Here is a 24160-nt window from a genome sequence, read left to right as displayed (position 1 = left end):
TGGACTTAATCGATGGGAAGGGACCGCCATGAGCGACTTCGATACCGTGCCTGTGGGCGACATTCCGGCCGACGCCAGCATTCTGGACGTCCGCGAAGACTACGAGTGGGTGGCAGGCCATGCCGAAGGAGCGCGCCACATTCCCATGGACCAGCTTCCGGCACGCCTGGATGAGCTGGATCCAGACGACGACCTCTTTGTCATCTGCCGCACCGGCGGTCGCTCTTTCCGCGCCGTGCAGTGGCTCGTAGGACAGGGCTACTCTGCCGTGAACGTAGCAGGGGGCATGGATATGTGGTTCGAGACCGGCAAGCCGATGGTCTCGGACAATGGACTGAAGCCGGTTGTTCTCTAGCCTGTTTATATAACCAGCAAGGAATATCTCTTGACGCCACCAGTGACCTACACGTTCCTCGGTCCCGAGGGTACCTTCACCGAGGCCGCCCTCCTGCAAGTACCGGGTGCTGCTGACGCCACGCGGATTCCCTGCACCAACGTCAACACGGCCCTGGATCGGGTCCGTGCCGGCGAGGCTGATGCGGCCATGGTTCCCATCGAGAACTCGGTGGAGGGCGGGGTCACTGCCACCTTGGACGCGATCGCCACTGGCCAAGAGCTCCGGATCATCCGTGAGGCCCTTGTTCCCATCACCTTCGTGCTCGTGGCGAGGCCCGACGTCGAACTTTCCGACATCAAGAGGATCTCGACGCACGGGCACGCCTGGGCGCAGTGCCGCTTGTGGGTGGATGAGCACCTTCCGAACGCCGATTACGTTCCGGGGTCGTCCACGGCGGCCTCCGCGATGGGCCTGCTGGAGGACGATGCGCCGTATGAAGCCGCCATTTGTGCGCCGCTGGTCGCTGCGGAACAACCCGGCCTGAATGTTCTGGCGGAGGACATTGGCGACAACCCCGAGGCCGTCACGCGGTTCATTCTGGTGAGCAAACCCGGCCTTCTTCCGGGCCGCACCGGAGCTGACAAGACCACCGTTGTTGTCCCGCTGCCTGAGGACCATCCCGGCGCGCTCATGGAGATCCTGGACCAGTTCGCGTCCCGCGGAGTGAACCTCAGCCGCATCGAATCCCGGCCCACCGGACAGTACCTGGGCCACTACTTCTTCAGCATCGACGCCGACGGTCACGCTACGGATTCACGGGTAGCGGACGCCCTGGCCGGCCTCCACCGCATCAGCCCGGCCACGCGGTTCCTGGGCTCCTATGCCCGCGCCGACAAACAGCCGGCCGTGGTGGCCCCGCATACTTCCGACGCCGCCTTTGCCTCGGCGCACGCGTGGGTTGACTCGATCCTCAAGGGCTCCTAGGCGCTTTCCACAGCGTGGAAAGCGTGCTCTTTCGCAGTCATGCTTCTATGCGTATGCTTGCCTGATCCATCAACGATGGCTGAATGCCAAACGAAGGGAGCGGTCATGACTGTCCACAGCGATGACAAAGACGGCCAGGGCATGATCGTCAATCCCAAGCCCTCAAGTGAAAACAAAGATGACTGGGACGGCGACGACGCTGACCGTGCGGATCGCCTGCGCTTCGAAGAGGAGCAGGCCATGATCAAGGAGCAGTCCGAGGCCCGGGCCGCAGCCAAGGCAGCGGCTGAAGAAGCCGGGAAGAACGCGGCACAACCCGAAAAGGGCGCTGTTTAGCCGGTTTTGGCTTTAGGCACGCGCACCAGCAGGGACCCTGGCGCCACCTGGACGGTCACCGTTGTAGCCTCGCCCGAGGGGTCGCCGTCCAGCTGTGTTGCCATGGGTTCCTGGCTGCGGATGACCACCTTGCCGGAGCGGTAGAAGCTCATCATCGGCAGGTTCGCGTTGTGCTTGAAGAGGACCTTGGTGTACATGGCGAGCCAGCCGAAAGCGCTGCGGGGACTCATGACCACAATGTCCAGCATGCCGTCGTCGACCATGGCCTGGGGGATGAAGTCGATGCCGCCGGGGATCAAACCACAGTTGGCAAACAGTACGCTGCGGATCTTCCGGGCCTGCTCGGGCTGGTCATCCATGGTGATGGTGACGCGTTTGCGGCGGCCGGGAAGGTGGCGGACGCCGGCTTCGGTATAGGCCAGCCAACCGACGCTCTTCTTGAGCTTGTCCCTGGTATCGCCAACAACCTCGGCATCAAGGCCCATGCCGGCGATGACCAGGAACGTGTGCTCGGCGGACTCGCCGGTGATGTCGTTGTCCACGCCCATGGTGGCGGTATCGATGTAGCGCTGGTGGCCGAACAGCGCCACCTGGATGCAGTCCTCGAGGTCGGTGACGTCCAAATCCACGTTGCGCGCCAGCAGGTTTCCGGTGCCCAGTGGGATGAGGCCCATGGCAACGTTCTTGTGCGCCAGGGACTCAGCCACCACGCGCACTGTACCGTCGCCGCCGCACGCCAGGACGACGTCGGCCCCGTACGCAAGAGCCTCCCGGGACTGGCTGTAACCGGGATCTTCCAGGGTGGTTTCGTAGAATTTGGGGGCGTCCCATCCCGCGAGGTCGCAGGCGTCCAAGATGGCCTGCCGGGCAACATCCGCGTTGTTCTTCACGGGGTTCAGGATGACTGCCACCCGCTGGTCCCCGGCTCCGGGCTTGTGCGTATCCTCCCGAACAGCGCTTCTGATGTGCCGGGCTTTCAATCGGCGCACACCCCACCAACTGGAGACGGCAAAGGCCACGCCCCCAGCGAGAATCACGTACAGGATCCAGTCGCTCATGGTGATCCAACACTATCCCCTGGGCAGGTCCCTCCATGCCGAGTCTCCGCGACGGGTGTCCTTTGCCCGCTGCGGGCCGGAAATCCGCGGCGCATTCGATACTCTTGTCTGGTGATCGACGTAAAAGACCTCAGCGAAAATCCGGACAAGTTCCGTGCCAGCCAGCGCGCCCGTGGCGCCGACGAGTCCGTTGTGGACGCGATCATCTCCGCTGACTCCGACCGCCGTGCCGCGCTGATCCGCCACGAGACGCTCCGCGCAGAGCAAAACGCTTTCGGCAAGAAGGTTGCGCAGGCCAAGGGCGAGGAAAAGCAGGCGCTGCTTGCTGAGGTCAAGGAACTGGCCAACTCGGTCAAAGCAGCTGCCGCTGAAGCCTCAGCCGCCCAGGCAAAGCAGGAAGAACTGCTCCGGGTCATCCCCAACCTCGTGGTGGACGGTGTCCCCGAGGGTGGCGAGGACGACTACGTCGTGGTCAAGACCGTCGGTACTCCGCGCGAATTCACGGACTTCGAGCCGAAGGATCACCTGGAAATTGGTGAACTGATTGGCGCGATCGACATGGAACGCGGCGCCAAGGTTTCCGGCTCGCGTTTCTACTTCCTTCGCGGTGTTGGCGCCCGGCTGGAAATGGCCCTCCTGCAGATGGCCATGGAGCAGGCCATCGACGCCGGTTTCGTCCCCATGATCACCCCTACTTTGGTGCGCCCGGAGACCATGCAGGGCACCGGTTTTGATGTCAAGCACGACGCCGAGATCTACCGTCTCGCTGAAGACGACCTTTACCTTGTTGGAACCTCGGAGGTGGCCCTCGCCGGCTACCACGCAGACGAGATCCTGGACCTCTCCGCAGGCCCCATCCGCTACGCGGGCCAGAGTTCCTGCTACCGCCGTGAGGCAGGTTCCCACGGCAAGGACACCCGCGGCATTATTCGCGTGCACCAGTTCAACAAGGTGGAGATGTTCATCTACACCACGGTTGAGGAAGCAGCTGCCGAGCACGAGCGCCTGCTCGCGTGGGAAGAGGAAATGCTGGCAAAGTGCGAGCTTCCCTACCGCGTGATCGACACTGCCGCCGGCGACCTCGGCATGTCCGCGGCCCGCAAGTTCGACTGTGAAGCGTGGGTTCCCACCCAGAACGCCTACCGCGAGCTCACCTCGACGTCCAACTGCACCACGTTCCAGGCGCGCCGCCTCAACATCCGTGAACGCGTGATCAATGACGAAGGTGTTGCCAAGGGAACCCGGGCCGTTGCCACGCTGAACGGCACGCTGGCCACCACGCGCTGGATCGTTGCCATCCTTGAGCACCACCAGAACCCGGACGGCTCCGTCAACGTTCCCAAGGCACTGCAGAAGTACCTTGGCGGGCTTGAGGTTCTGCCGGTTATCTAGCGGGGCTTGCGGGCAAGCACGATCAGTTCGCCTTGCCCGCTGCCCACGTCCTCGCCGGCCCAGCCGCCGCAGACGTGGTCCACCGTGAAGCCTGCTGAGGCTAGATCGTGGCGGAGCTGATCTTCCGTGCGGAAGGCCAGCACGGATGTCTCGGGTTTGTCGATGCTCCCGTTCACGACCCGGTGTTCAGTCAGTGCAACAAGCCCGCCCGGCCGAGGATCACAGTCCATCCACGTTTCCAAGGCAGTGCCGTCGGGGAGGGCGCAGCGCCGCCGCGTCTTCGCCGGAGTCCAGTATTCCCACGCTCTGGCTGCAGGGTCTCGGGAATCGAAAGCCAATCGACCTCCCGGGACGAGCGCACGGTTGATGTCGGCAAGCGTTCGGGACCAGTCGCCGTCGTCGTAGATCGCTTGAGCCACGTGCGCCGTCATGATCGCTACGTCAAAGGCAGCGTCGCGGGGTATCGCCGCCGATGTCCCGTCCAACCAGGTGACGCCTTCAGCCCCGGGTTTCTGTCGCGCAGCCGCAAGGGAACCAGGGTTGGGGTCGATGCCAACAACGGCATGGCCAGCCGCGGCAACCGCCAAGGTGATCCGACCGGTACCGCAGCCCAGATCCAGCACCTGGCTGTCCGGCCGCTCATTCACGAAAGCCAGGAAAAAGTCGTCATCCGCGGCCCACTGATTCTCCGCGTCGTAGAGGGCTGACAGTTGGGCTGAGGTCATTCGGGAAGACATCCGCCCACCCTAACGGTCTCGTCGCCGGATCCCCGGGAAATCGGGCACAAAAAAGGAAGGGAAATGATCCCTTCCATACTCAATTTATAACCCACCCGGGGGCTTGCGGCAAGGCCCCCTGCATGCCGAACAATGGATCCACGAACCCCATCGCCCAGAGAAAAGGGACTCGTGCCATGCCCGAAACCAGCCCCCTGAAAACCAGGGCATTCGCCCTGCCGGAGCACCTTGCCCGCAAGGCCGTGCCCATGTTGATCGGCAGCGATGAGCAGCAGTTTGAAGCCATCGCAACCAGCCTTTCAGAATCCCTCACGGAGTTGTCCAACCGTCTCGATGCCGTGCGAAAGCAGCCCGGCGGCCGGGGCCAGGCGGCCCTGGACCGGGACCAGGAAATTCATCGGATCACCGCGCGGCTGCGGGCTCTCAACCGCTTCGGACTGGACCTTTGCTTGGGCCGTATGGTCACCGCTGACAATCCGGAGCCCACCTACATAGGGCGGCTGGGACTCAATGACACAGAAGGCCGCAGGCTCCTGATCGATTGGCGCTCGCCGGCGGCGGAGCCCTTCTTCGGAGCGACCCACGCCAACCCGATGGGTTTGGTGAGTCGCCGCCGCTACCGCTGGACCAGAGGGCGGATCAGTGACTACTGGGACGAAGTGTTCACGGCGGATGGCTTGGAAAGTAACGCTGCACTGGATGACCAATCCGCCTTCATCGCCAGTTTGGGCAGCAGCCGCACGGCTCGAATGCGGGACGTGCTGGGGACCATCCAGGCGGACCAGGACCAGATCATCCGGGCAGGCTCGCGGGGTGCCCTGGTGGTCGACGGCGGTCCTGGTACCGGTAAGACCGTGGTCGCCCTGCACCGCACGGCATATCTGCTCTATTCGGACCCTCGGCTGAGCCAGCGAGGTAACCATCGAAGGAGCGATGTCCTGTTCGTCGGCCCCCACCAGCCCTACCTCGCTTACGTTGCGGATGTTCTTCCCAGCCTGGGCGAAGAGGGAGTCCAGACCTGCACGCTGCGGGACCTGGTCCCGGAAGGTGCCACGGCCGTCGTCGAAAGTGATCCCGACGCCGCCCGGCTCAAGTCGTCCGTTGAGATGGTGAAGGCGATTGAGGCTGCCGTGAGGTTTTACGAGGCGCCGCCGTCCAGGGGCATGGAGGTTGAGACGCCGTACGCCGACATCTGGCTCAGCACCGAAGACTGGGCCGAGGCCTTCGATGCCGCAGAGCCCGGCACCCCGCACAACGAGGCACGCGACGACGTGTGGGAGGCGCTGCTGGAAATCCTCATGGACAAGGTGGCCGAGCGCGATGTTCCCACGGGCTTGCTCCGGAGGATGTTGGCCCACAACGCGGGGCTGCAGGAGGAATTCAACAAGGCCTGGCCGTTGCTCTCCTACGGGGCGCTGGTGGCCGACCTCTGGCGTGTGCCTGCCTATCTGCAGCTGTGCGCACCATGGTTGCAGCCTGATGAAAGGGCGGTACTGCGGCGTCAAGACCCGGAGGAATGGACGACGGCGGATCTGCCGCTTTTGGATGCAGCCCGCCAACGCTTGGGCGACCCTGAAGCTTCCCGACGCAGGCGGAAGCAGGAAGCGGCGCTGGCCGCGGAACGGGAGCTCATGGATCGGGTGGTAGATGACCTGATTGCAGCTGACGACTCAGAAAACCTGGAGATGTACATGTTGCGGGGCGATGACATGCGGGACAAACTGGTGGGCCGTGATGCGGTGCCCGCAGCTGATCCCGATGTCCTGGCAGGACCGTTCGCGCACATTGTGGTGGACGAGGCCCAGGAGTTGACCGACGCTGAGTGGCGGATGCTGCTTCTTCGCTGCCCGTCGCGGAGCTTTACGGTGGTGGGGGACCGCGCCCAAGCCAGGCACGGGTTCACTGAGACCTGGGAGGAACGCCTGGAGCGGGTGGGCCTGGGTGTCATTTCCGTGGCCAGCCTCAGCATCAACTACCGCACGCCGGAAGAAGTCATGGCGGAAGCAGCGCCGGTCATCAGGGCGGCCCTCCCGGACGCCAACGTCCCCACATCGGTCCGCAAAAGTGGCATCCCCGTGGTCCATGGGAAAGCTCAGGAGCTCAACTCCATCCTGGAAGTCTGGCTCGCCAAGAACCCGGAGGGCACGGCCTGCGTCGTCAGCCAGCCGGACGCCGTGGCAACGAAGCCCACACTGGACCGCGTCAGCTGGCTCACGCCTGAATCATGCAAGGGTCTCGAGTTCGACCTGGTGGTTGTCATCGACCCGGCCGAGTTCGGCGCAGGCATGGAAGGTGCAGTGGACCGCTATGTCGCCATGACCCGGGCCACCCAGCAACTCGTGATCCTGGGGAGGAATGTGGAACCATCCGAATGATTCACCGTCCGTTAATCCACAGCTGTGGCGCCGGTCCTAGTTCAGTGTCGGAAGTGTCTGCTCTACTGTAAGCATGACTATTTTGACTGATACTCCAGTTGCTGGCATCGATGACCAGCCAAATAACAACAACAACCTCATGGTCGCCTTGGACGTTGACGGCACCTTGGTTGACCACGACGGCCACATGTCACCAGCCGTTCGCTCTGCTGCGCAGGCAGTGGTTGCCAGCGGCCACGACGTCATGATCGCCACGGGCCGCTCACTCAACGCGACGCTGCCCATTATTGAACAGATCGGCCTCGAGCGAGGTTACGCAGTGTGCTGCAATGGCGGCGTGACACTTCGACTGGATCCCTCGCTGGACAAGGGCTACGAGATCATCCACAAGGCAACCTTCGATCCCGCTCCGGCTCTGAAGGCCCTGCGCGAACGGCTGCCCAACGCCAAGTACGCGCTGGAAGACGAGGACGGCAACTTCCTCTCCACCGAGCGCTTCCAGGATGCCAGCTTCGGTGTGGAGTCCATCGGCGTGGACTTTCAGACCATGCTGGATGCCACCGCGGTCCGCGTGGTGGTCTTCAGCAGCGAGAACACCTCGGATGAGTTCAACGAGGCCATCAAGCACATCGGACTTTCCGGCGTGACCTACTCGGTGGGTTGGACCGCCTGGCTGGACATCGCCGCGGAAGGTGTCACCAAGGCAAGCGCCCTTGAAGCCCTGCGCCGGAAGCTCGGCACGGACCGGGCCAACACGGTGGCCGTCGGTGATGGCCGCAACGACATCGAGATGCTCACCTGGGCAGGCCGGGGCATTGCCATGGGCCAGGCCCCCGACGAGGTACTCGCCGTTGCGGACGAGGTCACCGCGTCAGTGCTCGACGACGGCGCAGCCTTGGTTCTGCGCGGCCTGCTGTAACTGCGCATTAGCGGGCGGCGGGGTACCTAGACTGGGGCTGTGTTCTATGAAGAGTGCCCCGCGCCGCCCGGACTGCAGCCGTTCGTTACCCAGCTGTGGTTTGTCCGTGCTCAGCCTCAGGCCCGTTACGAGAAGATTCTCCCCGGCCCTTCGGCACACCTGATTCTGAATCTGTCTGACCCGTACAGGCTGATCACCCCGCCTGAGGGTGGAACAGCCCCCACCCTGTCGGAAGCCGGCGCAACTGAAGTTTCCACGGGCTTTTACGCAGGCCTGCAACGCAGTTATGTCATCAGTGAAAACCCGGACCAGCTGTTCAACATTGGTGCCCGTCTGGCTCCCTATGGACTGGCAGCGTTTACCAACCGGCCGCCGTCGGAATTTCAGAACCGGGTGGTGGATGCTGAAAGCATCTTTCCTGGTTTTTCCTTGCTCCGCTCTCAACTGACCACCGCAGGTCCTGAAGAGGCCTTCGCGGCACTGGCAAGTTTTCTGGAAGCGCAGCTCAGGCCGGGGTACGCGGCCGATCCCCGGACACTGCACGCCGTGGAAACCCTTGCTAAAGAGGACGTCGAAATCAGCGTGGTGGCTGCGGGATTGGGGATCAGCGCGTCCACGCTGGAGCGCATCATGATGCGGGATTGTGGGACCACGGCCAAGGCTTATTCGGACGTGTGCCGGTTCAACAGGCTCGTGAACCAGGCGGCAGCCCTGCCTATGGGCTCCATCCCGGGCCGGGAACTCCTTCACTTGGCCGATTACTACGATCAGCCTCATCTGATCCGGTCTTTCAGGCGCTTCAGTGGTTTTACCCCCACCGAATACCTTCAGGTGGTGCAGAACTACGGGGCGGAATATGCCACGTTTATCCCGCTCGAGGAAGTAGCCGGATAGCCTGCGGGTTTTTTACAAGACCGCGAGCTTGACCGGGCGTACTGTCCATTCAGGAACAGCTCACCCTGGAGAGGACACTGATGGACGTTCAGATCAATTGGCTCGCTGTGTTGTTGGCTGCGTTGGCCACGTTCGTAGTGGGTGGGCTCTGGTATTCGTTGCTGTTCGCCAAACCGTGGCAGAAGGCGGCCGGGGTGGGCGATGAACAGTTGAAGTCCGGGACGGCTCGCGTCTTTGTGGGCTCGTTCCTCCTGGCGGCTGTGATGGCCGTTGTTCTGGCTGCGTTCATCGGCCGGGCCGGGTTCATGTTCGGGACCTTTGCCGGCTTGGCCGCGGGCCTGGGATGGGTGGCAACAGCCTTGGGTGTTAATTACCTGTTCGAGCGCCGCAGCCTCACACTTTTTGCCATCAACGGCAGCTACAACGTGGTCACTTTCACGGTGATGGGCGCAATCATCGGAGCCATGCAGGGGTAGCGCCACGTAGGTACAAGAACTAGTTGAACTACTTGAACTACTTGAACACCGTCTGGACCGGCCCTCCGCCGGCGGACTCAACAATGGCTTGCGCAACCACCCGGAGCTTGACGTTGCGGTTGCTGGAGGCCTTCTTGATGAGTTCCATCGCCTCCTCCTGGGTGCAGCGGTTCTGCGCGATGATGATCCCGGTGGCGATGTCGATCACGGTCCTGGACTCCATGGCCGCCCGCAGGTTGGCGGCGGTTTGGCTGTGCTGGGCAATCAGGATGGCCAGCTGAAGGCCCTTGGCGGCCTGCCCCACGTAGTCGTTGGCGCGCTGCACGGCTGCCTGGTCAAAAGCGTTGGGGCGGTCGGAGTACAGGTTGAGACCCGCCATGGCTGTGTCGTCCGGCAGTGGGAAGGGAACCGCAAGCACGGAACGAAGGCCATGGTCGGTGATGGCCTCGTTATATTCCGGCCAGGTGTCGTCTTTTTCAAAGTCGGGAATATGGACCTGGGTGCCCTCGCGGCAGGCATGCAGGCAGGGCCCGTCGGCAAACGCGTATTGGACCTCATCCAGTTGCCGTGCACGTTCGCTGCTGCTGGCCACTGTGCCGGCTGTGCGGTGACGCATCAGCGTAATTCCGCAGTAAACCTCGTGGTCAGGGCTGCTGAAGATACTTGCTGAGTGCCGGGCCAACTCCTCAAGGAACGCCTCGACGTCAGGCGTGCCCAGCAGCAAATCCTGAATATCGGACAGGACCGTACTCGGCTCTGCGAGTTGTGGTTCTTCCATGTAAATCTCCGATTCGGTGGACGGGGCTACCTTTTGAGCCTAACCCCGTTGAAAGCTAATAGTAAGTGTGCTTCTCTTTTTAAAGAGTCTTGCCGTGGGCTCACCTAACCAGCAGGTAGAGGATTGAAGCCCCATGCGACAGATCCCACGCTTTGACGTCCCCTCACGTCCCCCCGCCAACGCACCGCAAGGGAGCATCCAGCAAAGCTTTCAGGACAGCCTGATCCTGGACCACCTCAATCTGGCCAAGTCCATTGCCTCCAGGTACTCGGCCCACACCCACGACCTCGACGACGTCAGGCAGGTCGCATACATGGGCCTCATCAAGGCTTCGCGGGGTTATGACGAATCAAAAGGCGTTAGTTTTCCTGCCTACGCCGCGCCCACGATCGCCGGCGAGGTCAAACGCTACCTCCGCGATCATTGCTGGGTGGTGCGCCCTCCGCGAACCATTCAGGATGTCCGCCGCCAAGTGCTGGCGCGGACGGAGGAAATGACCCAAACTCTGCAACGAACGCCAACGCCCGAGGAAGTGGCCCAGGACCTGGCCCTGGAGCCGTGCCAGGTGCGCGAAGCACTGATGGCCGGCACCAGCAAACGCCCGGATTCCCTGGATGCTCCAGTATCCGAGGGCCGCGAGGGCCTCCAAGGCTCGCTTTCGGCTTTCGGGTGCCCCACGGACCGCCTCGAGGACGTGCTGGCTCTCCGCAACGCCATCCGCGGACTGAGCGCCGAGGACCGGCACTTGCTCTACCGCCGCTACTACCGCGAGGAAACGCAGTCCACCATCGCCGAGGCCCTGGGGATGTCGCAAATGCAGGTATCGCGCAAGCTGTCCAAGATCCTGGTTTCCCTTCAAACCCAACTGCTGGACGAACAAGCCCATTTGCAGGACGGGACTGCCCCCTAGAATCCGATGATTACAACCCGCGTTACCGCCGGAAGAGGGTCCCTATGTGCCCAGCCTCTCCACGGCGTCCACAACATCGCGGACGCTGACGGCCAAAAGCGCCGGATCAGGATCGGCTGAGAACACATCACCGCGGCGGAGTTCGACGGCGGTCAGCACCTTGTGCGGTCCGGGCGGCGGTCCCCATTCTTCCGCGGGGGCGGGGCCGAACAGCACCACGGACGGGCGCCCATAGGCGGACGCCAAGTGCGCTGCGCCGGTATCGGCGGATACCACCAACCGCGCTTCGGCGATGGTGGCCGCGAACTCGGCAAGGCCTTGCCGCCCGGCCAGCAGGCCGTCGTCGAGGTTTGCTCCTTTGAGTTTCGCCAACGCGGCTGTCTGCTCAGCGCGCCCGCGCTCCGACGCGCCACCAGTGAGCACTACGTCGTGCCCGGCTCCCGCGAGTTCCACCGCCACGTCAGCGAACCGATCCACGGGCCACAGCCGGCTGCCGTAAGCCGCGCCCACGTGGATCACGGTGGCTCCCGGGCGCGACGAAGGGACAGCGGGGAGGTTCAACCGGTAGTCCAGGGGGTCGGCTTCGATGCCGTGCCAGTTGAGCAGTCGGGTCCAGCGCTCGCGTTCAGGCAAGCCCGAGGTCCAGGCCGGCCCATCGATCCCGGGTGCCTCGTGCGCGACCACCCGGTTGGCCCCCAGTTCCTCGATCCGGAGGCGGCTCTCGGCGCCGTTTCCGTGCAGGTTCACGGCAATGTCCACGGCCCCGTGCGGGACGGTCAGGGGGTCGTCGAGGCCCGGGGTAGGCAAGTGATGGATGCCGCCCACCAGTTCCAGGGCCTCGGCGATCCAGGCCGGTGCGGCGTACAGAATGCGGTGTTCGGGAAAGGCCCGCCGCAGGCCTCGAAGCGCCGGAACTGCGACCAAAAGGTCACCGAGCTTCAAGGCGCGCAGGGCAAGCAAAAGAGGTTGATCGTTGCGTTCAGCTGTATTCATGGTGGCCTCCCGCTAGGAGTCTAGCGGCACGAAACTTCTCAGCGCCGCACTGTTTAGCGTCCGGAGAACCGGGGAACGTTGCGGGTATGGGAGGAACCGGAACGTTGAAGGCGGTCCTGTTTGACCGCGATGGAACGCTGGTGGTTGACGTGCCTTACAACGGCGACCCGCAGCTGGTGCGGCCCATGGAAGGCGCCCTTGCGGCGCTGGAAGAAGTGCGCAGGGCAGGGCTTGCCACAGGGGTCCTCAGCAACCAGTCGGGCGTTGCCCGTGGGCTGCTGTCGATGGACCAGGTGGATGCCGTCAACCAGCGGGTGGAACAGTTGTTGGGCCCGTTTGACGTGTGGCAAGTATGTCCGCACGGGCCCGAGGACAGCTGCGAATGCCGTAAACCTGCGCCAGGCATGATCTTGGCTGCCTGCCATGCCCTGGGGATCGAACCGTCCGAGGCTGCCTATGTTGGCGACATCGGTACTGACATGGACGCAGCCGCGGCAGCTGGTGCCCGCAGTGTGTTGGTGCCCACGGAGATCACCCTGCACGAGGAGATTGAGGCTGCGGCCAATGTGGCCGTGGATCTTGGCCACGCGGTGAAGATCCTTCTTTCCGGGGTACCGGAAGAACAGGACACCCCTGTATGAGCCGGATCCTGGTAGCCCGCCTGGACAGCATGGGCGACGTCCTCCTTTCAGGACCCGCCCTGCGTGCTGTGGCCAACGGAAACAGGCCGGATGGCAGCCGCCCAAACGACGTGGTCCTGCTTTGCGGTCCCGAAGGGTCAAGCGCGGCGGAGATGCTGCCCGGAGTCACCGAGGTTTACACCTGGGCCTGCCCCTGGATCGTGAACCCCGCACCCCCTGCAACCGAAGCGACGGCCCGCCGGCTGATCGACTTTGTCCGCAATTCCCGCATCGAGGAAGCCCTGATCCTCACGTCCTTCCACCAATCCCCCCTCCCGCTCGCACTGCTCCTGCGCTTGGCAGGCGTCAAGAAGATCACGGGTGCGTCCACGGACTATGCAGGCTCCCTGCTGGACGTCCGGCTCAAACCCGGCGAGGACTTCCCCGAGGACCAGCCGGAGGCGGTCCGCGCCCTCACCATCGCTGAGGCCGGTGGCTACGTTCTTCCCGACGGCGACGACGGGAAACTGCGCATCACTCCGGGGTCGGACCCGGGCGGCGTGGCGGACGAACTGGCTGAAGGTGGCCCGTACATCGTGGTCCACCCGGGAGCCGCAGCACCCGCCAGGGCGTGGCCGGCCCTCCACCACGCCGCCACCGTGGAACTGCTCGAAGCATACGGGCATCGTGTGGTGGTCACGGGAGGTCCCGGGGAAACGTCCCTCACCGCAACGGTGGCAGGACCTTCGGCCAGGAACCTCGGCGGCGGAACCAACCTGCGGACGCTGGCAGCGGTACTTGCCGGTGCCGCCGTCGTGGTGACCGGAAATACAGGTCCCGCCCATCTGGCTGCAGCGGTGGGTACGCCGGTGGTCTGCCTGTTCGCACCCGTTGTCCCTGCGATCCGCTGGGCACCTTACGGCGTTCCGCTGGAGCTGCTCGGCGACCAGGAAGCGGGTTGCAGGAACAGCCGCGCACGCATTTGTCCTGTTCCCGGGCATCCCTGCCTGAGCTCGGTATCCCCGGAACAGGTTGTCGAAGCTGTTGAAAGGCTCCTGGGAGGCGTGTCGTCACTGTCCACTCGTCGGAAGGTGTGGAAACCATGAGGATCCTGGTGTGGCATGTCCACGGCGGATGGATGGAGGCATTCGTCCGTGGCCGGCATGAGTACCTGCTGCCAACATCGTCCGACGGCGGCGCGTGGGGTTTGGGGCGTGGGGGCCGTGAATGGCCTGCTGCCGCCCGGGAAGTTGACCTGGAGACGCTCGATCCGGACAGCGTAGATGCCGTCGTCCTCCAACGGCCCGAGGAGATCACTGCGGTGGCCCGCACGCTGGGCCGGCGCCCGGGCCACGACCTCCCAGCCGTCTACCTCGAACACAACACACCCAAGGGCGACGTCCCGTTCACGCTTCATCCCTTGGCGGACCAGGGCAGCATCCCGGTGGTCCATGTGACCCATTTCAACCAGCTCTTCTGGGACACGGGCTCGGCGGCCACCACGGTGATCGAGCACGGCATCCCCGACCCCGGGCACCTGTACACCGGCGAACAGGTAGAGATGGGCGTGGTGATCAACGAACCCGTCAGGCGTGGCCGTGTCACGGGAACCGACCTCCTGCCCGGATTCGCCGGCGTGGGTCCGCTGCGGGTGTTCGGCATGGGGACGGAGGCGTTGCCGGAAGCACTGAATCTCAAGGGATTCGGTCTTAGCGAAAAACGGCTCCACATTGCCGGTGACGTGCAGGCGCCCAAACTCCATCAGGAACTGGCACGCTGCCGCCTGTACCTGCATCCGTTGCGGTGGACGTCGTTGGGGTTGGCCCTGCTGGAAGCCATGCATCTGGGCATGCCGGTGCTGGCACTGGACACCACCGAGGCGGGCCGCGCCGTACCGCATGGCGCAGGCCTCGTCTCCAACGACGTCGACGACCTCCAAAAGTTCGCCCGGCGGCTGCTGGACGACCCCGACGACGCGTACGCCATGGGGATCATCGCCCGTGAGGCCGCCTTGCAGCGCTACGGACTCGGTAGGTTTCTTCGGGCTTGGGACGAACTCCTGGCCGACCTGCCCCAGCACACCCACGGAGGAAGCCGTCCGCAACCCGGCACGGCTTTCGCCAGCCATGACACAGAAGCCAGCCATGACACTGAGAGGACGCACCCATGAAAATCTCCATGGTCTCCGAACACGCCAGCCCACTGGCTGCATTGGGAGGCGTTGATGCCGGCGGGCAGAACGTCCATGTGGCCGCGCTTTCGTCAAGCCTTGCCGATCGCGGCCACCAGGTCACGGTGTACACGCGGCGCGACGATCCGGACCTGCCCGCAAAGGTGCAGGTTGGTCCGGGACTCACCGTGGTCCACGTCGACGCCGGCCCTGCCCGCCGCATTCCCAAGGACGGGTTGCTGCCGTATATGGGTGCGCTGGCGGACGGGATCTGCGCGGACTGGGCCGGCCAGTTGCCGGACGTGGTCCATGCGCACTTCTGGATGTCCGGCCTTGCAGCCATCCAGGCCTCCCGGCGCGCCGGAGCACCAGACCCCGTGCCTGTAGTTCAGACCTTCCATGCCCTGGGTTCGGTGAAACGCCGACATCAAGGGTCCGCAGACACCAGCCCGCCGGCCAGGGAGTGGCTGGAACCCTGGGTTGGCCGCACGGCTGACTGGATCATCGCCACGTGCCCCGACGAGGTCTTCGAGCTCAAAGCCCTGGGCATCAGCCGGTCCAAGGTCTCCATTGCCCCCTGCGGCGTGGACCTCACGCTGTTCCCGGGAACCTCCGACGCCGAACCCAAGTCACGGGCGCATCGCATCCTGAGCGTAGGGCGCCTCGTGCAACGGAAGGGTGTGGACACGGTGATCCAGGCCCTCCCGATCCTCGCTGAGGCAGGCTTCAAGGACGTGGAGCTGTTGATCGTTGGTGGCTCCGGCGACGCCCTGACACTTGAGGAAGACCCGGAAGCCCAACGGCTCCATGCGTTGGCGAAGGAACTCGGGGTGGAGGACAAAGTGACCATGCGCGGGCAGGTTCCACGCGATGCGATGCCCGGCATTTTCCGCAGCGCCGACGCCGTGGTCTGTGCGCCTTGGTACGAGCCGTTCGGCATTGTGCCGTTGGAGGCCATGGCCTGCGGAGTGCCAGTGGTTGCGGCTGCAGTGGGCGGACTCCGGGAGACCGTCGTCGACCAAAAGACCGGGCTGCATGTCCCGCCGCGTGATCCGGAAGCCCTCGCCGAGGCACTCGGCAAGCTGCTGGCCGACCCGGAGCTGCGCGCCGACATGGGCCGGGCGGGCGCTCGCCGGGCACGCTCCCGCTACTCCTGGGAACGCGTTGCCGCCGACACCGAGAAAGCCTACCGATCCGTCCTGGCGGCCGGGCTGTCCCGGCAATCCGAGCAAGTCCTGGAACCATTGGAAGGAACGGCGCTGTAATGATCAAAGGCCTTGCGACCACCGGGTCCAGCACCTCGACCACTGTCCAGGCGCGCTGGGTACCCAACGTCACCGACCCTACCCACACCGCTGAAGTCACCACACACCTGGACAACGTCCTGCCAGCGCTGGAGTCGCTGCGCTCGCAGTCCGGGCGCCTGTCCGCATGGGGAACCGAACTCGCCACCAGGCTGCTCTCCGGACAACGACTGCTGGCGGCAGGCAACGGCGGCTCAGCTGCGGAGGCGCAACACCTGACAGCTGAACTGGTGGGCAGGTTCGACGAAGAACGCGCGCCCTTCTCCGCCATCTCCCTGCACGCAGAGTCCTCCGCCGTCACCGCACTGTCCAACGACTACGGCTACGAGGAAGTCTTCGCCCGGCAAGTCCGGGCACATGGACGGGCGGGCGATGTGCTTCTCCTTCTCTCCACCAGCGGACGCAGCCCCAATCTGCTCAAAGCCGCCCGTGCGGCAAGGGAACGCGGCATCGCAACGTGGGCTCTCACCGGTCCGGGCCCCAACCCCCTTTCCGATGCCTGCGATCAAGCCATCACCGTGGACGCCATCGCCGCCAACGCCCAGGAAGGCCACCTCATCGCAATCCATGCAGTGTGCCGGGCCTTCGATGCCGAGGTCGCCCAGCGCGCAGGTTCAAGCTCCTTCGGGGCGGGGCAACCATGAGGATCACAGTCGTAGGCGACGTCCTTCTGGACGTTGACATCAACGGGGCAGCCACCCGGCTCAGCCCCGACGCGCCGGTACCGGTGGTGGACGTCGGCGACATCCGGCGTCGTGCAGGAGGCGCCGGGCTCGTGGCCACCGTCTTGGCCCAGGACGGCCACAGCGTTTCGCTGGTCACCGCACTATCGGACGACGACGGCGCCAGCCACCTCAAGCGCGCCCTGTCCGGGGTGTCTGTGCTCACCGGAGTCCCGCTCGCCCCCACGCCCACCAAGACACGGGTGCGGATCGGGACACACCCGATGGTCCGGTTCGACGAAGGGTGCGCCCCCGCCCCTGTTCCCGCCAGCACGGGGGAGATGCTCGCAGCCATCGCCTCGGCGGAAGCCATTGTGGTGGCCGACTACGGCCGGGGAATGACCGCCAACACCGAGATCCGTGCCGCGCTCGCCGATGCTGTACGCCACGTCCCCGTGGTGTGGGATCCGCATCCTGCCGGTTCCGAGCCCGTGCAAGGCGTCGCCGTCGTGACGCCGAACCTTGCCGAGGCCATCGCGGCAGCGAAGGCGGCCGGGCTGGAACCGTCCACGGGTGCCGAGGAAGCAGGCCGGTACCTGCTCGAAAGATGGGGAAGTAGCGCCGTTTTGGTGACCAGGGGTGCGGACGGGGCGCTCTTGATGTCAGCCGGAGCCGCGCAGGGTATCCCCGCCCCCAGAACCAACGTCAGCGACCCCTGTGGAGCCGGCGACCGACTGGCCGGCAGCCTTGCCGTGCACTTGGGATCAGGGATGGACCTCGCACAGGCCGCCGCCCGGGCAGTGGAGGATGCGTCCGCCTTCCTGGCAGGGGGTGGAGCGGCGGCGTTGGCGGTGGTGACCGAAGCGCCCGACGCCGGCCCCGTCGTCGAGCTTAAAGGTCTGGAACTCGTGGGAGCCGACGACTTTGACCCGGATGGTGTCCAGCTGGCTCGGGCGGTGCGGGCCGGAGGAGGCACTGTGGTGGCCACGGGCGGATGCTTCGATCTCCTCCACGCCGGTCACGCCCGGACGCTGGCCGCCGCGCGTGGCATGGGCGACTGCCTTATCGTTTGCCTGAATTCCGATGAATCGGTCAGGCGGCTCAAGGGTCCACACCGGCCAATCGTCAGCGTGGAGGACCGCGCGGAGTTGCTGCTGGCACTCGAATGCGTCGACGCCGTGGTGGTCTTCGGCGAGGACACTCCCGAAGCCTGCCTCACCGAACTGCGGCCCGATATTTGGGTCAAGGGTGGCGACTACACTCCCGAAGAATTGCCGGAAGCCCGCTTGGTGGCGGGTTGGGGAGGGCGCTGCGTCACTGTGCCCTTCCATCCGGCACGCTCCACCAGCGGCCTGGCTGCAGCCCTGGCCAAGGTCAGCTGACAACAACACCGTCAGCTGAGAACAAGCACCCAAGCACCGATCAACCGAGAGGAACCGCATGAACACGCAAACACCTGGTCGCGTCATCGTCACTGGAGGCGGCTCCGGCCTTGGCGCTGCGATCGTGGAAGCCATCCGCGACGCCGGTGGCACGCCCTTCGTCTTCGACCGCGATGTCAGCAACGTCTCCGGGGCCAAAGCCCTGGAAGTGGACGTCTCCAACCGGAAAGCAGTGGAAGCCGCCGTCAAGGAGGCCGCCGACACCCTGGGCGGGCTCGATGGCGTGGTGACCGCGGCAGGCATCGACCGCTGCGGCAAGCTGGGCGATGTCCCTGCCGCCGAATGGGAAAAGGTCATTGGGGTGAACCTCCTGGGCACGGTGTCCGTAGTCCGGGCGGCCTTGCCGTACCTCAAGGAATCCCGCGGACGGGCCATCACCATTGAGTCCACGCTGGGTTTGAGGGCACTGCCCGATGCCACTGCCTACTGCGCCTCGAAGTTCGGTGTGATCGGCTTCAGCCGCGCATTGGCTGCCGAAACCGGGGGAGTCATAGGCGTCACCACCATCATCCCGGGCGGTATGAAGACCCACTTCTTCGATGATCGGGATGAGCAGTACAAGCCGCAGGACGATTCCAAACTGAACGATCCCGCCAATGTGGCGCAGGCAGTGGTGTTCGCGCTCTCGCAGCCGTTCGGCAGCGAAGTCCGTGAGCTGCTTATCTGCCCCGCAGAAGAAGGCTCGTGGCCGTAAGGTCCAGCACGTCCTGAACAACGTCGGCCACGGCGATGCCCTCGATGAGGGTGTCGTCGTGGCCGCAGTGCGGTGCTGTCCATCCCACCTGGGTCACGTCCACTCCGCAGCGCGGGCACTGCGTAGCCCACGACATATGGACGCGGTGCAAGGCCCGCCCTCGAGGGCCCGCATTGAACGCGTTCCCCACCCAATAGATCCCTACCGTCGGGGTCCCCACTGCCTGGGCAAGGTGCCGGGGACCGCTGTCACTGGCGAGCATCACCGTGGCTTCACCCAGGAGTGCCGCCAAGTCTCCGATCTCCAGTTCGCCGGCCACGGAGCGCACGGCCTGCCGCTGCTTCTCCGGCAGTTGCCTGCCCGCGAGCTCGGACACTTCCTGCGTCAGCGCCTTCTCCGAACGGTCGCCCACAATCAACACTTGCGCACCTTCCCGCACTAGGGTTGCCGCCGCTTCAGCAAAATACGATGCCGGCCACCGCCTCCGCGGATCGGTGGCACCCGGATGGAGCACCACCAACGATGTCCGCTGATGGTCCTTGAAACCCACAATGTTCCGTTGATGTTCCAGCGTCGGGAGCAGGGGAGGGGCGACGATCGACGGAGCGCCGGCCAGGCCTGCGACCTCCAACCAGCGGTCCGGTTCATTCTGGTAGTAGACGTAATCAAGGTTCCGCTCCAGCCGTTCCGCGTCCCGGGTGCGCGTGCCCACGGTATGCCGGGCGCCCAGGCGGAGCAGGAAAGGGTTGGAGAAGCGCCCTCCGCCGTGCATCTGCAACGCGATGTCGAATTTCCTGGCACGCATGGCCTCGAAAAAGGCCTCTTGCGCCGCGACGTCCCCAGCATCATCCTCGAAGCGCTCGCCGTTGCGCGGACCGTCGTGGACGCCCTGCGTCACTGGCAGCATTTCGACGTCGTCTACCGGACCTTCCGTCGCGGCAACCACTGCCGCGTGGATCGGTGTGCCCAGGACGGTGATGGTGGCAGCAGGGTAGGCCTCCTTGAGGGCGTGGAGGGCGGGGAAGGTGTAGATCAGGTCGCCCAAGCCGCCACCCCTGAGGACCGCAATCCGCTTCACGTCGCTGAACATTTCCAGCACGGGACCGACGCCGGGCTTGGGAGGAAGATTCATGAGCAATTCCTTCTTCAGGGTGGCGGAAACTCCCGGGCCGGGCGTGTGAAGCGCCTGCCGCGGGGTACCTGAGGGGAACAGGAAACTGTCGCCCAACCGGAAGGTACCCCATGGCACGCCTATCCAATCAAGAAGGCCTGGCCAATCAAGAAGGCCTGGCTGACTGGTTGCCAGGCCGCTTGGCCGAGGAACGTCCTGTTGTGACGGTCATCGGCGATTCCATACTGGACGGCTGGTGGGATGGGACCATTGAGCGGTTCTGCCGCGAAGCCCCGGCTCCCGTTGTCCAGGTCCAGCGCCGCGACTTCGCCCCGGGAGGAGCCGCCAACACGGCGATGAACCTCGCTGCGATGGGGGCGGAGGTTCGTTTCATTTCGCTGATCGGAGAGGACCCGGCGGGCCGCACGCTCCTTGACCAGCTCCGCTCGGCAGGGGTGGACGTCTCGCATGTGGTCTCGCACCCCGCGATGACCACCACCACCAAATTCCGGGTGAGCAGTGGCGGGCAGGTCATGCTGCGGCTGGACGACTCGGCAACCGACCTTCCGGCCGAAGGCCTCCGCCGCATGGCCAATGCCATTCCCGAAGCACTTCCCGGCTCGTCGGCCGTGGTCCTCTGCGACTACGGGGCGGGTGCTTTGGAAGGAGCTGTGCGCGAGGCCATTCTCGAAAATTTGGGGCCGGGGAGTGAGGGCGGGCAAGCCACCCCAGCAGTGGTTCGGCAGGACATCCTGGTGGTAGTGGACGCCCACTATCCCGGACAGTGGGCCGACCTCAAACCTGACCTCGCAACCCCAAACGCCCAGGAAGCGGCCAGATTGCTTGGGACCGAGTTGCCCGGAGGCGCTGCCAGGTGCCCCTTCGTGGAAGCCCACGCAGACCAGCTCCTTCGCGCCTCAGGTGCGGGCGCCGTCGTCGTGACGTTGGACCGGGAGGGCACGCTGACGGTTCGCCCCGGCGGCACCTCCCAGGAGCCGGCCACCCACCGAACGTGGGCGCGACCCCAGGCGGAAAAACAGGCCTCGGGCGCCGGGGATACCTTCGTGGCCGCGTTGACCATTGCCCGTGCTGCCGGATTGCCGCTGACCACCAGCGTGGATCTGGCCCAGGCTGCAGCAGATGTTGTCGTCCACCGGCCAGGCACCTCCGTATGCACCACCGACGAACTCGCCAAGCACCTCCGGGGCTTTGCGGATACAGCACTGACGGACGCCGAGTTGGCGCGGCAGGTGGAGGAGCACCGCAGGGAGGGTAAGCGGATTGTGCTCACCAACGGGTGCTTCGATGTCCTTCACCGCGGCCACACCCGATACCTCAACCAGGCCAAGCAGTTGGGTGATGTACTGGTGGTCGCACTGAACAGCGATTCTTCGGTGCGGAAGCTCAAGGGCCCGGACCGGCCGGTCAACCATGAAGCTGACCGTGCGGCAGTCATCGCTGCCCTGAGTTGCGTGGACCATGTCATCGTTTTTGATACCCCCACTCCCATACCGCTCATAGAACTCCTGCAGCCCGACATTTACGCCAAAGGCGGCGACTACACGCCGGAGATGCTCCAGGAAACCGTGGCCGTGGAGCGCTATGGCGGCACCGTGACCATCCTGGACTACGTGGCCGAGCACTCCACAACAGCCGTGCTGGAGCGCATCCGCGCTACGGGCGACGGTCCGCAAACCTAAGGAAGGATGCCATGCGTATTGTGATCACCGGTGCCACCGGGCACGTTGGCACCGAAGTCCTGAAGCGGCTCCAGGCTGCGCGCTCGGAAGAAGGAGCAGACCTTGACCTTGTGGGCATTGTCCGTCGGCAGCCCGACCAGGACGCGCCTCCCTACCAAGGGGTCGAGTGGCACACTGTGGATATCGGCGATCGCAAGGACCAGCCTGCGCTGGAAGCCGCCCTGGCCGGAGCCGACGCCGTGGTGCACCTTGCCTGGTTAATCCAGCCGAACCACAACCGCGAACTGCTTCGCCGGACCAACGTGGCGGGAACGGCCCACGTGTTGGCCGCAGCCCGGAAAGCCGGGGTCGGGCACGTTGTGTGTGCTTCGTCCGTGGGTGCCTATTCACCAGCACCCAAGGGCCAGCGGACCAAGGAGGGTTGGCCGGCGGCGGGTATCCGCACGTCCCACTACAGTGCGGACAAAGCCGCGCAGGAGAGGATCCTGGACAGCTTCGCGAAGGAGAACCCGGAGATCGTGGTGGCCCGTCTTCGTCCTGCGTTGACGTTCAGCGACGGGGCAGGCAGCGAAGTAGGCCGGTACTTCCTGGGCCGGGTGCTGCCGCGGCTGGTTCCCCGCAAGCCCCGGTTGCCGCTGCTGGCTCTTCCCAAGGAACTGGTGTTTCAGGCTGTACACGCCGCCGACGTCGCCGACGCCTATTGGCGCGCGCTGGAGCGCAAGGCCGAAGGTGCCTTCAACATCGCCGCAGAACCCGTGATCGACCCCAACGCCTTGGCGTGGATTTTCAACGCCCGGCGGTTGCTGCCGTTCCCGCTTCCGGTGCTTCGCGCCGCCGTCGAGGTCAGTTGGCGTCTCCGTTTGCAGGCGACGGACGGCGGGTGGGTGGATATGGCAGCCAATGCGCCCATCATGGACACTTCCCGGGCACATGGTCTCCTGGGCTGGTCGCCCAAGCATTCCTCGCTGGAATCACTGGCGGAAATGCTCGACGGGATCGGTGCAGGAAAGGGCCGTAAAGCCTCGCCGCCACTGCATCCGCGCTAGCCCTTACTCGGCCGTCAGCACTACCGTGAGGATCCGGCGGAGACTCATGGCGACGGACGCCGGTGCGTTCACCGGTGCATGATCGGCGGCAGCGCCGGCTACAGCATCGCTGAGGGCAGAGATGCTGTCCTTCGCTGCGGCCAGGCGGTTGGCGAGTTCCCCGGACTCTGCATCCCGCCAGCGATCGATCACTGCGGCTACCGCTTCCAAGGATTCAGCCAGGTTTCCCACTACTGAGTCGGGGATGACCGTCCCTGCACCTTCTTCCCAGATGGCGCTTGCCAGGACATCGGTGATGTCCTGGACGTGGAACGTGAGCCGCTCAAGGGTCCTTAATCCGGCGAGGTCGCCGGGGATCCGGGTTGCCCGACGGCGGGACCTGGGGTTTGCTTTGGCGCTCAGCTCTGCCTGGTGAACGGCAGTCCGCACAGCTGCGGCGGTGAGCGAGAGATCATCGCTTCGGCTGGCCCAAGCCTCGTGGTTGGGCGGCCAGGACTCTTGCATGGCTTCGGCCATGTCCTTAAGTTGACGGGACAATGCTCCCTGGTGTCCGGCGATCGCGGGATCAATGTCGTCAAGGTGCAGGGGTGGAAACACGAGCCAGTTCACGGCGAAGCCGACAGCAACCCCCAACCCCATTTGAAGAACGTAGGCAAAGGAGAATCCTTCGGCGTTGGAATCACCCAGCACCAGCACGAACAACGCCGCCATGGGGATCCATTCGGACGCTGTCCCCAGCCGTGGGAGACCGCCAATGAGAACGCCAAGTCCAACTACCAGGGCAACGGCCAAGGCGGTCGGTGCGGCCACGGTGGTGATGGCGAAGGCCATGCCGATGCCCAACACCAGCCCGGCCAGGCTTTGGAGCCCATGTTTGGCGGAGTCGGCCACAGTGGGGTGCATGCTGACCAGGGCGCCCAGGGGCGCGTAGTACGGGTACGCAGCGGCGGAGCCGGGCATGAAGGGCGCGAGGTACCAGGCGAGGCCTGCTGCAGCGGCCGTTTTGGCAGCGAACAGGAGTCGGTGGCGGGTGACAGTTTTTCGAAGCGCGGGAATCAGCCGTCGCCTCGCGGGCAGTTGGCTCATCACCCCAACATTCGCAGGTATGGTCCCGGCTGTCGAGCCGAAAGCGCAGAACGTGAGCAGGGACATCAATACGTTCGATTGGGTGATTAGAACCCCCGCAAACGGGTACACACCCATTGATAGTAACGATACTTAC

Annotated in this window: 24 protein-coding genes; 18 read left to right on the top strand and 6 right to left on the bottom strand. The window is 64.7% G+C overall.

Annotation, left to right across the window (positions count from 1 at the left end; all coding sequences use genetic code 11):
- The first annotated feature begins 28 nt into the window (after window positions 1-28).
- The 3 genes from WBN73_RS08850 (at window position 29) to WBN73_RS08840 (ending at window position 1657) form a co-directional block, all read left to right on the top strand.
- Window positions 29-355, top strand: coding sequence for a rhodanese-like domain-containing protein (locus tag WBN73_RS08850; RefSeq protein ID WP_024818941.1), 327 nt, complete (start codon window positions 29-31; stop codon window positions 353-355).
- 30 nt (window positions 356-385) lie between these two features.
- Entirely contained in the window at window positions 386-1321 is a 936-nt protein-coding gene (pheA, locus tag WBN73_RS08845; protein ID WP_337340204.1) for a prephenate dehydratase, read from the top strand.
- A 105-nt stretch (window positions 1322-1426) separates the two neighbouring features.
- The gene (locus WBN73_RS08840) at window positions 1427-1657 is read left to right on the top strand and encodes a hypothetical protein (protein ID WP_280625687.1); all 231 of its coding nucleotides are present in this window, start codon (window positions 1427-1429) and stop codon (window positions 1655-1657) included.
- On the opposite strand, the gene WBN73_RS08835 is transcribed toward WBN73_RS08840, so the two are convergent.
- Window positions 1654-2715, bottom strand: coding sequence for a diacylglycerol/lipid kinase family protein (locus WBN73_RS08835; RefSeq protein WP_207595702.1), 1062 nt, complete (start codon window positions 2713-2715; stop codon window positions 1654-1656). The genes WBN73_RS08840 and WBN73_RS08835 overlap by 4 nt on opposite strands.
- 111 nt (window positions 2716-2826) lie before the next feature.
- On the opposite strand from WBN73_RS08835, the gene serS reads away from it, so the two are divergent.
- A complete protein-coding gene (serS, locus tag WBN73_RS08830; protein WP_207595703.1) occupies window positions 2827-4107 on the top strand; it encodes a serine--tRNA ligase in 1281 nt (426 codons plus the stop codon).
- Here the strand turns inward: serS and WBN73_RS08825 are convergent.
- Window positions 4104-4844 (bottom strand): class I SAM-dependent methyltransferase, encoded by a 741-nt coding sequence (locus WBN73_RS08825; RefSeq protein ID WP_337340205.1) that lies wholly within the window; start codon window positions 4842-4844, stop codon window positions 4104-4106. The genes serS and WBN73_RS08825 overlap by 4 nt on opposite strands.
- 176 nt (window positions 4845-5020) lie before the next feature.
- On the opposite strand from WBN73_RS08825, the gene helR reads away from it, so the two are divergent.
- The 4 genes from helR (at window position 5021) to WBN73_RS08805 (ending at window position 9508) form a co-directional block, all read left to right on the top strand.
- Entirely contained in the window at window positions 5021-7219 is a 2199-nt protein-coding gene (gene helR / locus WBN73_RS08820; RefSeq protein WP_337340206.1) for an RNA polymerase recycling motor ATPase HelR, read from the top strand.
- Window positions 7220-7292: 73 nt separating this feature from the next.
- Window positions 7293-8138, top strand: coding sequence for an HAD family hydrolase (locus tag WBN73_RS08815; protein ID WP_337340207.1), 846 nt, complete (start codon window positions 7293-7295; stop codon window positions 8136-8138).
- A 39-nt stretch (window positions 8139-8177) separates the two neighbouring features.
- Complete coding sequence (locus tag WBN73_RS08810; protein WP_207595707.1) at window positions 8178-9032, top strand: helix-turn-helix domain-containing protein; 855 nt, start codon at window positions 8178-8180, stop codon at window positions 9030-9032.
- An 80-nt stretch (window positions 9033-9112) separates the two neighbouring features.
- On the top strand, window positions 9113-9508 hold the full coding sequence (locus tag WBN73_RS08805) for a DUF1761 domain-containing protein (protein ID WP_337340208.1): 396 nt from the start codon (window positions 9113-9115) through the stop codon (window positions 9506-9508).
- A 37-nt stretch (window positions 9509-9545) separates the two neighbouring features.
- Here WBN73_RS08805 and WBN73_RS08800 read toward each other — a convergent pair whose 3' ends face one another.
- On the bottom strand, window positions 9546-10286 hold the full coding sequence (locus WBN73_RS08800) for a GAF and ANTAR domain-containing protein (RefSeq protein WP_207595709.1): 741 nt from the start codon (window positions 10284-10286) through the stop codon (window positions 9546-9548).
- A gap of 133 nt (window positions 10287-10419) precedes the next feature.
- On the opposite strand from WBN73_RS08800, the gene WBN73_RS08795 reads away from it, so the two are divergent.
- Window positions 10420-11196 carry a sigma-70 family RNA polymerase sigma factor gene (locus WBN73_RS08795; RefSeq protein WP_207595710.1) on the top strand — a complete coding sequence of 259 codons (777 nt, stop codon included), beginning with the start codon at window positions 10420-10422 and terminating at the stop codon, window positions 11194-11196.
- A 42-nt stretch (window positions 11197-11238) separates the two neighbouring features.
- Here the strand turns inward: WBN73_RS08795 and WBN73_RS08790 are convergent, their stop codons facing one another.
- Window positions 11239-12189 carry a glycosyltransferase family 9 protein gene (locus WBN73_RS08790; protein WP_337340209.1) on the bottom strand — a complete coding sequence of 317 codons (951 nt, stop codon included), beginning with the start codon at window positions 12187-12189 and terminating at the stop codon, window positions 11239-11241.
- Between the two features lie 86 nt (window positions 12190-12275).
- On the opposite strand from WBN73_RS08790, the gene WBN73_RS08785 reads away from it, so the two are divergent.
- Genes WBN73_RS08785 through WBN73_RS08755 form a run of 7 tightly spaced genes read left to right on the top strand, consistent with a single transcriptional unit; the run spans window position 12276 to window position 19081 of the window.
- On the top strand, window positions 12276-12830 hold the full coding sequence (locus WBN73_RS08785; RefSeq protein WP_207595712.1) for a D-glycero-alpha-D-manno-heptose-1,7-bisphosphate 7-phosphatase: 555 nt from the start codon (window positions 12276-12278) through the stop codon (window positions 12828-12830).
- Complete coding sequence (locus WBN73_RS08780) at window positions 12827-13915, top strand: glycosyltransferase family 9 protein (RefSeq protein ID WP_207595713.1); 1089 nt, start codon at window positions 12827-12829, stop codon at window positions 13913-13915. Before WBN73_RS08785 ends, WBN73_RS08780 begins: the two co-directional genes overlap by 4 nt.
- Window positions 13912-14979, top strand: a complete 1068-nt coding sequence (locus WBN73_RS08775) for a glycosyltransferase (protein WP_337340210.1) — start codon at window positions 13912-13914, stop codon at window positions 14977-14979. The genes WBN73_RS08780 and WBN73_RS08775 overlap by 4 nt, the downstream gene beginning before the upstream one ends.
- Window positions 14976-16244, top strand: a complete 1269-nt coding sequence (locus WBN73_RS08770) for a glycosyltransferase (protein ID WP_337340211.1) — start codon at window positions 14976-14978, stop codon at window positions 16242-16244. The genes WBN73_RS08775 and WBN73_RS08770 overlap by 4 nt, the downstream gene beginning before the upstream one ends.
- A complete protein-coding gene (locus tag WBN73_RS08765) occupies window positions 16244-16927 on the top strand; it encodes a D-sedoheptulose-7-phosphate isomerase (RefSeq protein ID WP_207595716.1) in 684 nt (227 codons plus the stop codon). Before WBN73_RS08770 ends, WBN73_RS08765 begins: the two co-directional genes overlap by 1 nt.
- On the top strand, window positions 16924-18327 hold the full coding sequence (locus WBN73_RS08760; protein WP_337340212.1) for a PfkB family carbohydrate kinase: 1404 nt from the start codon (window positions 16924-16926) through the stop codon (window positions 18325-18327). The genes WBN73_RS08765 and WBN73_RS08760 overlap by 4 nt, the downstream gene beginning before the upstream one ends.
- A 58-nt stretch (window positions 18328-18385) precedes the next feature.
- Entirely contained in the window at window positions 18386-19081 is a 696-nt protein-coding gene (locus tag WBN73_RS08755; RefSeq protein WP_337340213.1) for an SDR family oxidoreductase, read from the top strand.
- Here WBN73_RS08755 and WBN73_RS08750 read toward each other — a convergent pair.
- Window positions 19047-20213, bottom strand: coding sequence for a glycosyltransferase family 9 protein (locus WBN73_RS08750; protein ID WP_337340214.1), 1167 nt, complete (start codon window positions 20211-20213; stop codon window positions 19047-19049). The two genes, WBN73_RS08755 and WBN73_RS08750, sit on opposite strands and share 35 nt — an antisense overlap.
- Window positions 20214-20323: 110 nt before the next feature.
- Here WBN73_RS08750 and rfaE2 point away from each other — a divergent pair, with 110 nt between their 5' ends.
- Complete coding sequence (gene rfaE2, locus WBN73_RS08745) at window positions 20324-21892, top strand: D-glycero-beta-D-manno-heptose 1-phosphate adenylyltransferase (RefSeq protein WP_337340215.1); 1569 nt, start codon at window positions 20324-20326, stop codon at window positions 21890-21892.
- 11 nt (window positions 21893-21903) lie between these two features.
- On the top strand, window positions 21904-22938 hold the full coding sequence (locus WBN73_RS08740) for an NAD-dependent epimerase/dehydratase family protein (RefSeq protein WP_207595721.1): 1035 nt from the start codon (window positions 21904-21906) through the stop codon (window positions 22936-22938).
- Window positions 22939-22941: 3 nt separating this feature from the next.
- Here the strand turns inward: WBN73_RS08740 and WBN73_RS08735 are convergent, their stop codons facing one another.
- Entirely contained in the window at window positions 22942-24024 is a 1083-nt protein-coding gene (locus WBN73_RS08735; protein ID WP_337340216.1) for an FUSC family protein, read from the bottom strand.
- Window positions 24025-24160 lie beyond the last annotated feature (136 nt).

The sequence above is a fragment of the Paenarthrobacter sp. CCNWLY172 genome (assembly GCF_037402035.1).
In the GTDB taxonomy this organism is placed as follows: domain Bacteria; phylum Actinomycetota; class Actinomycetes; order Actinomycetales; family Micrococcaceae; genus Arthrobacter.
Note: the sequence above shows the minus strand (reverse complement) of the source record. Positions and strands in the feature narration are given on the sequence as shown.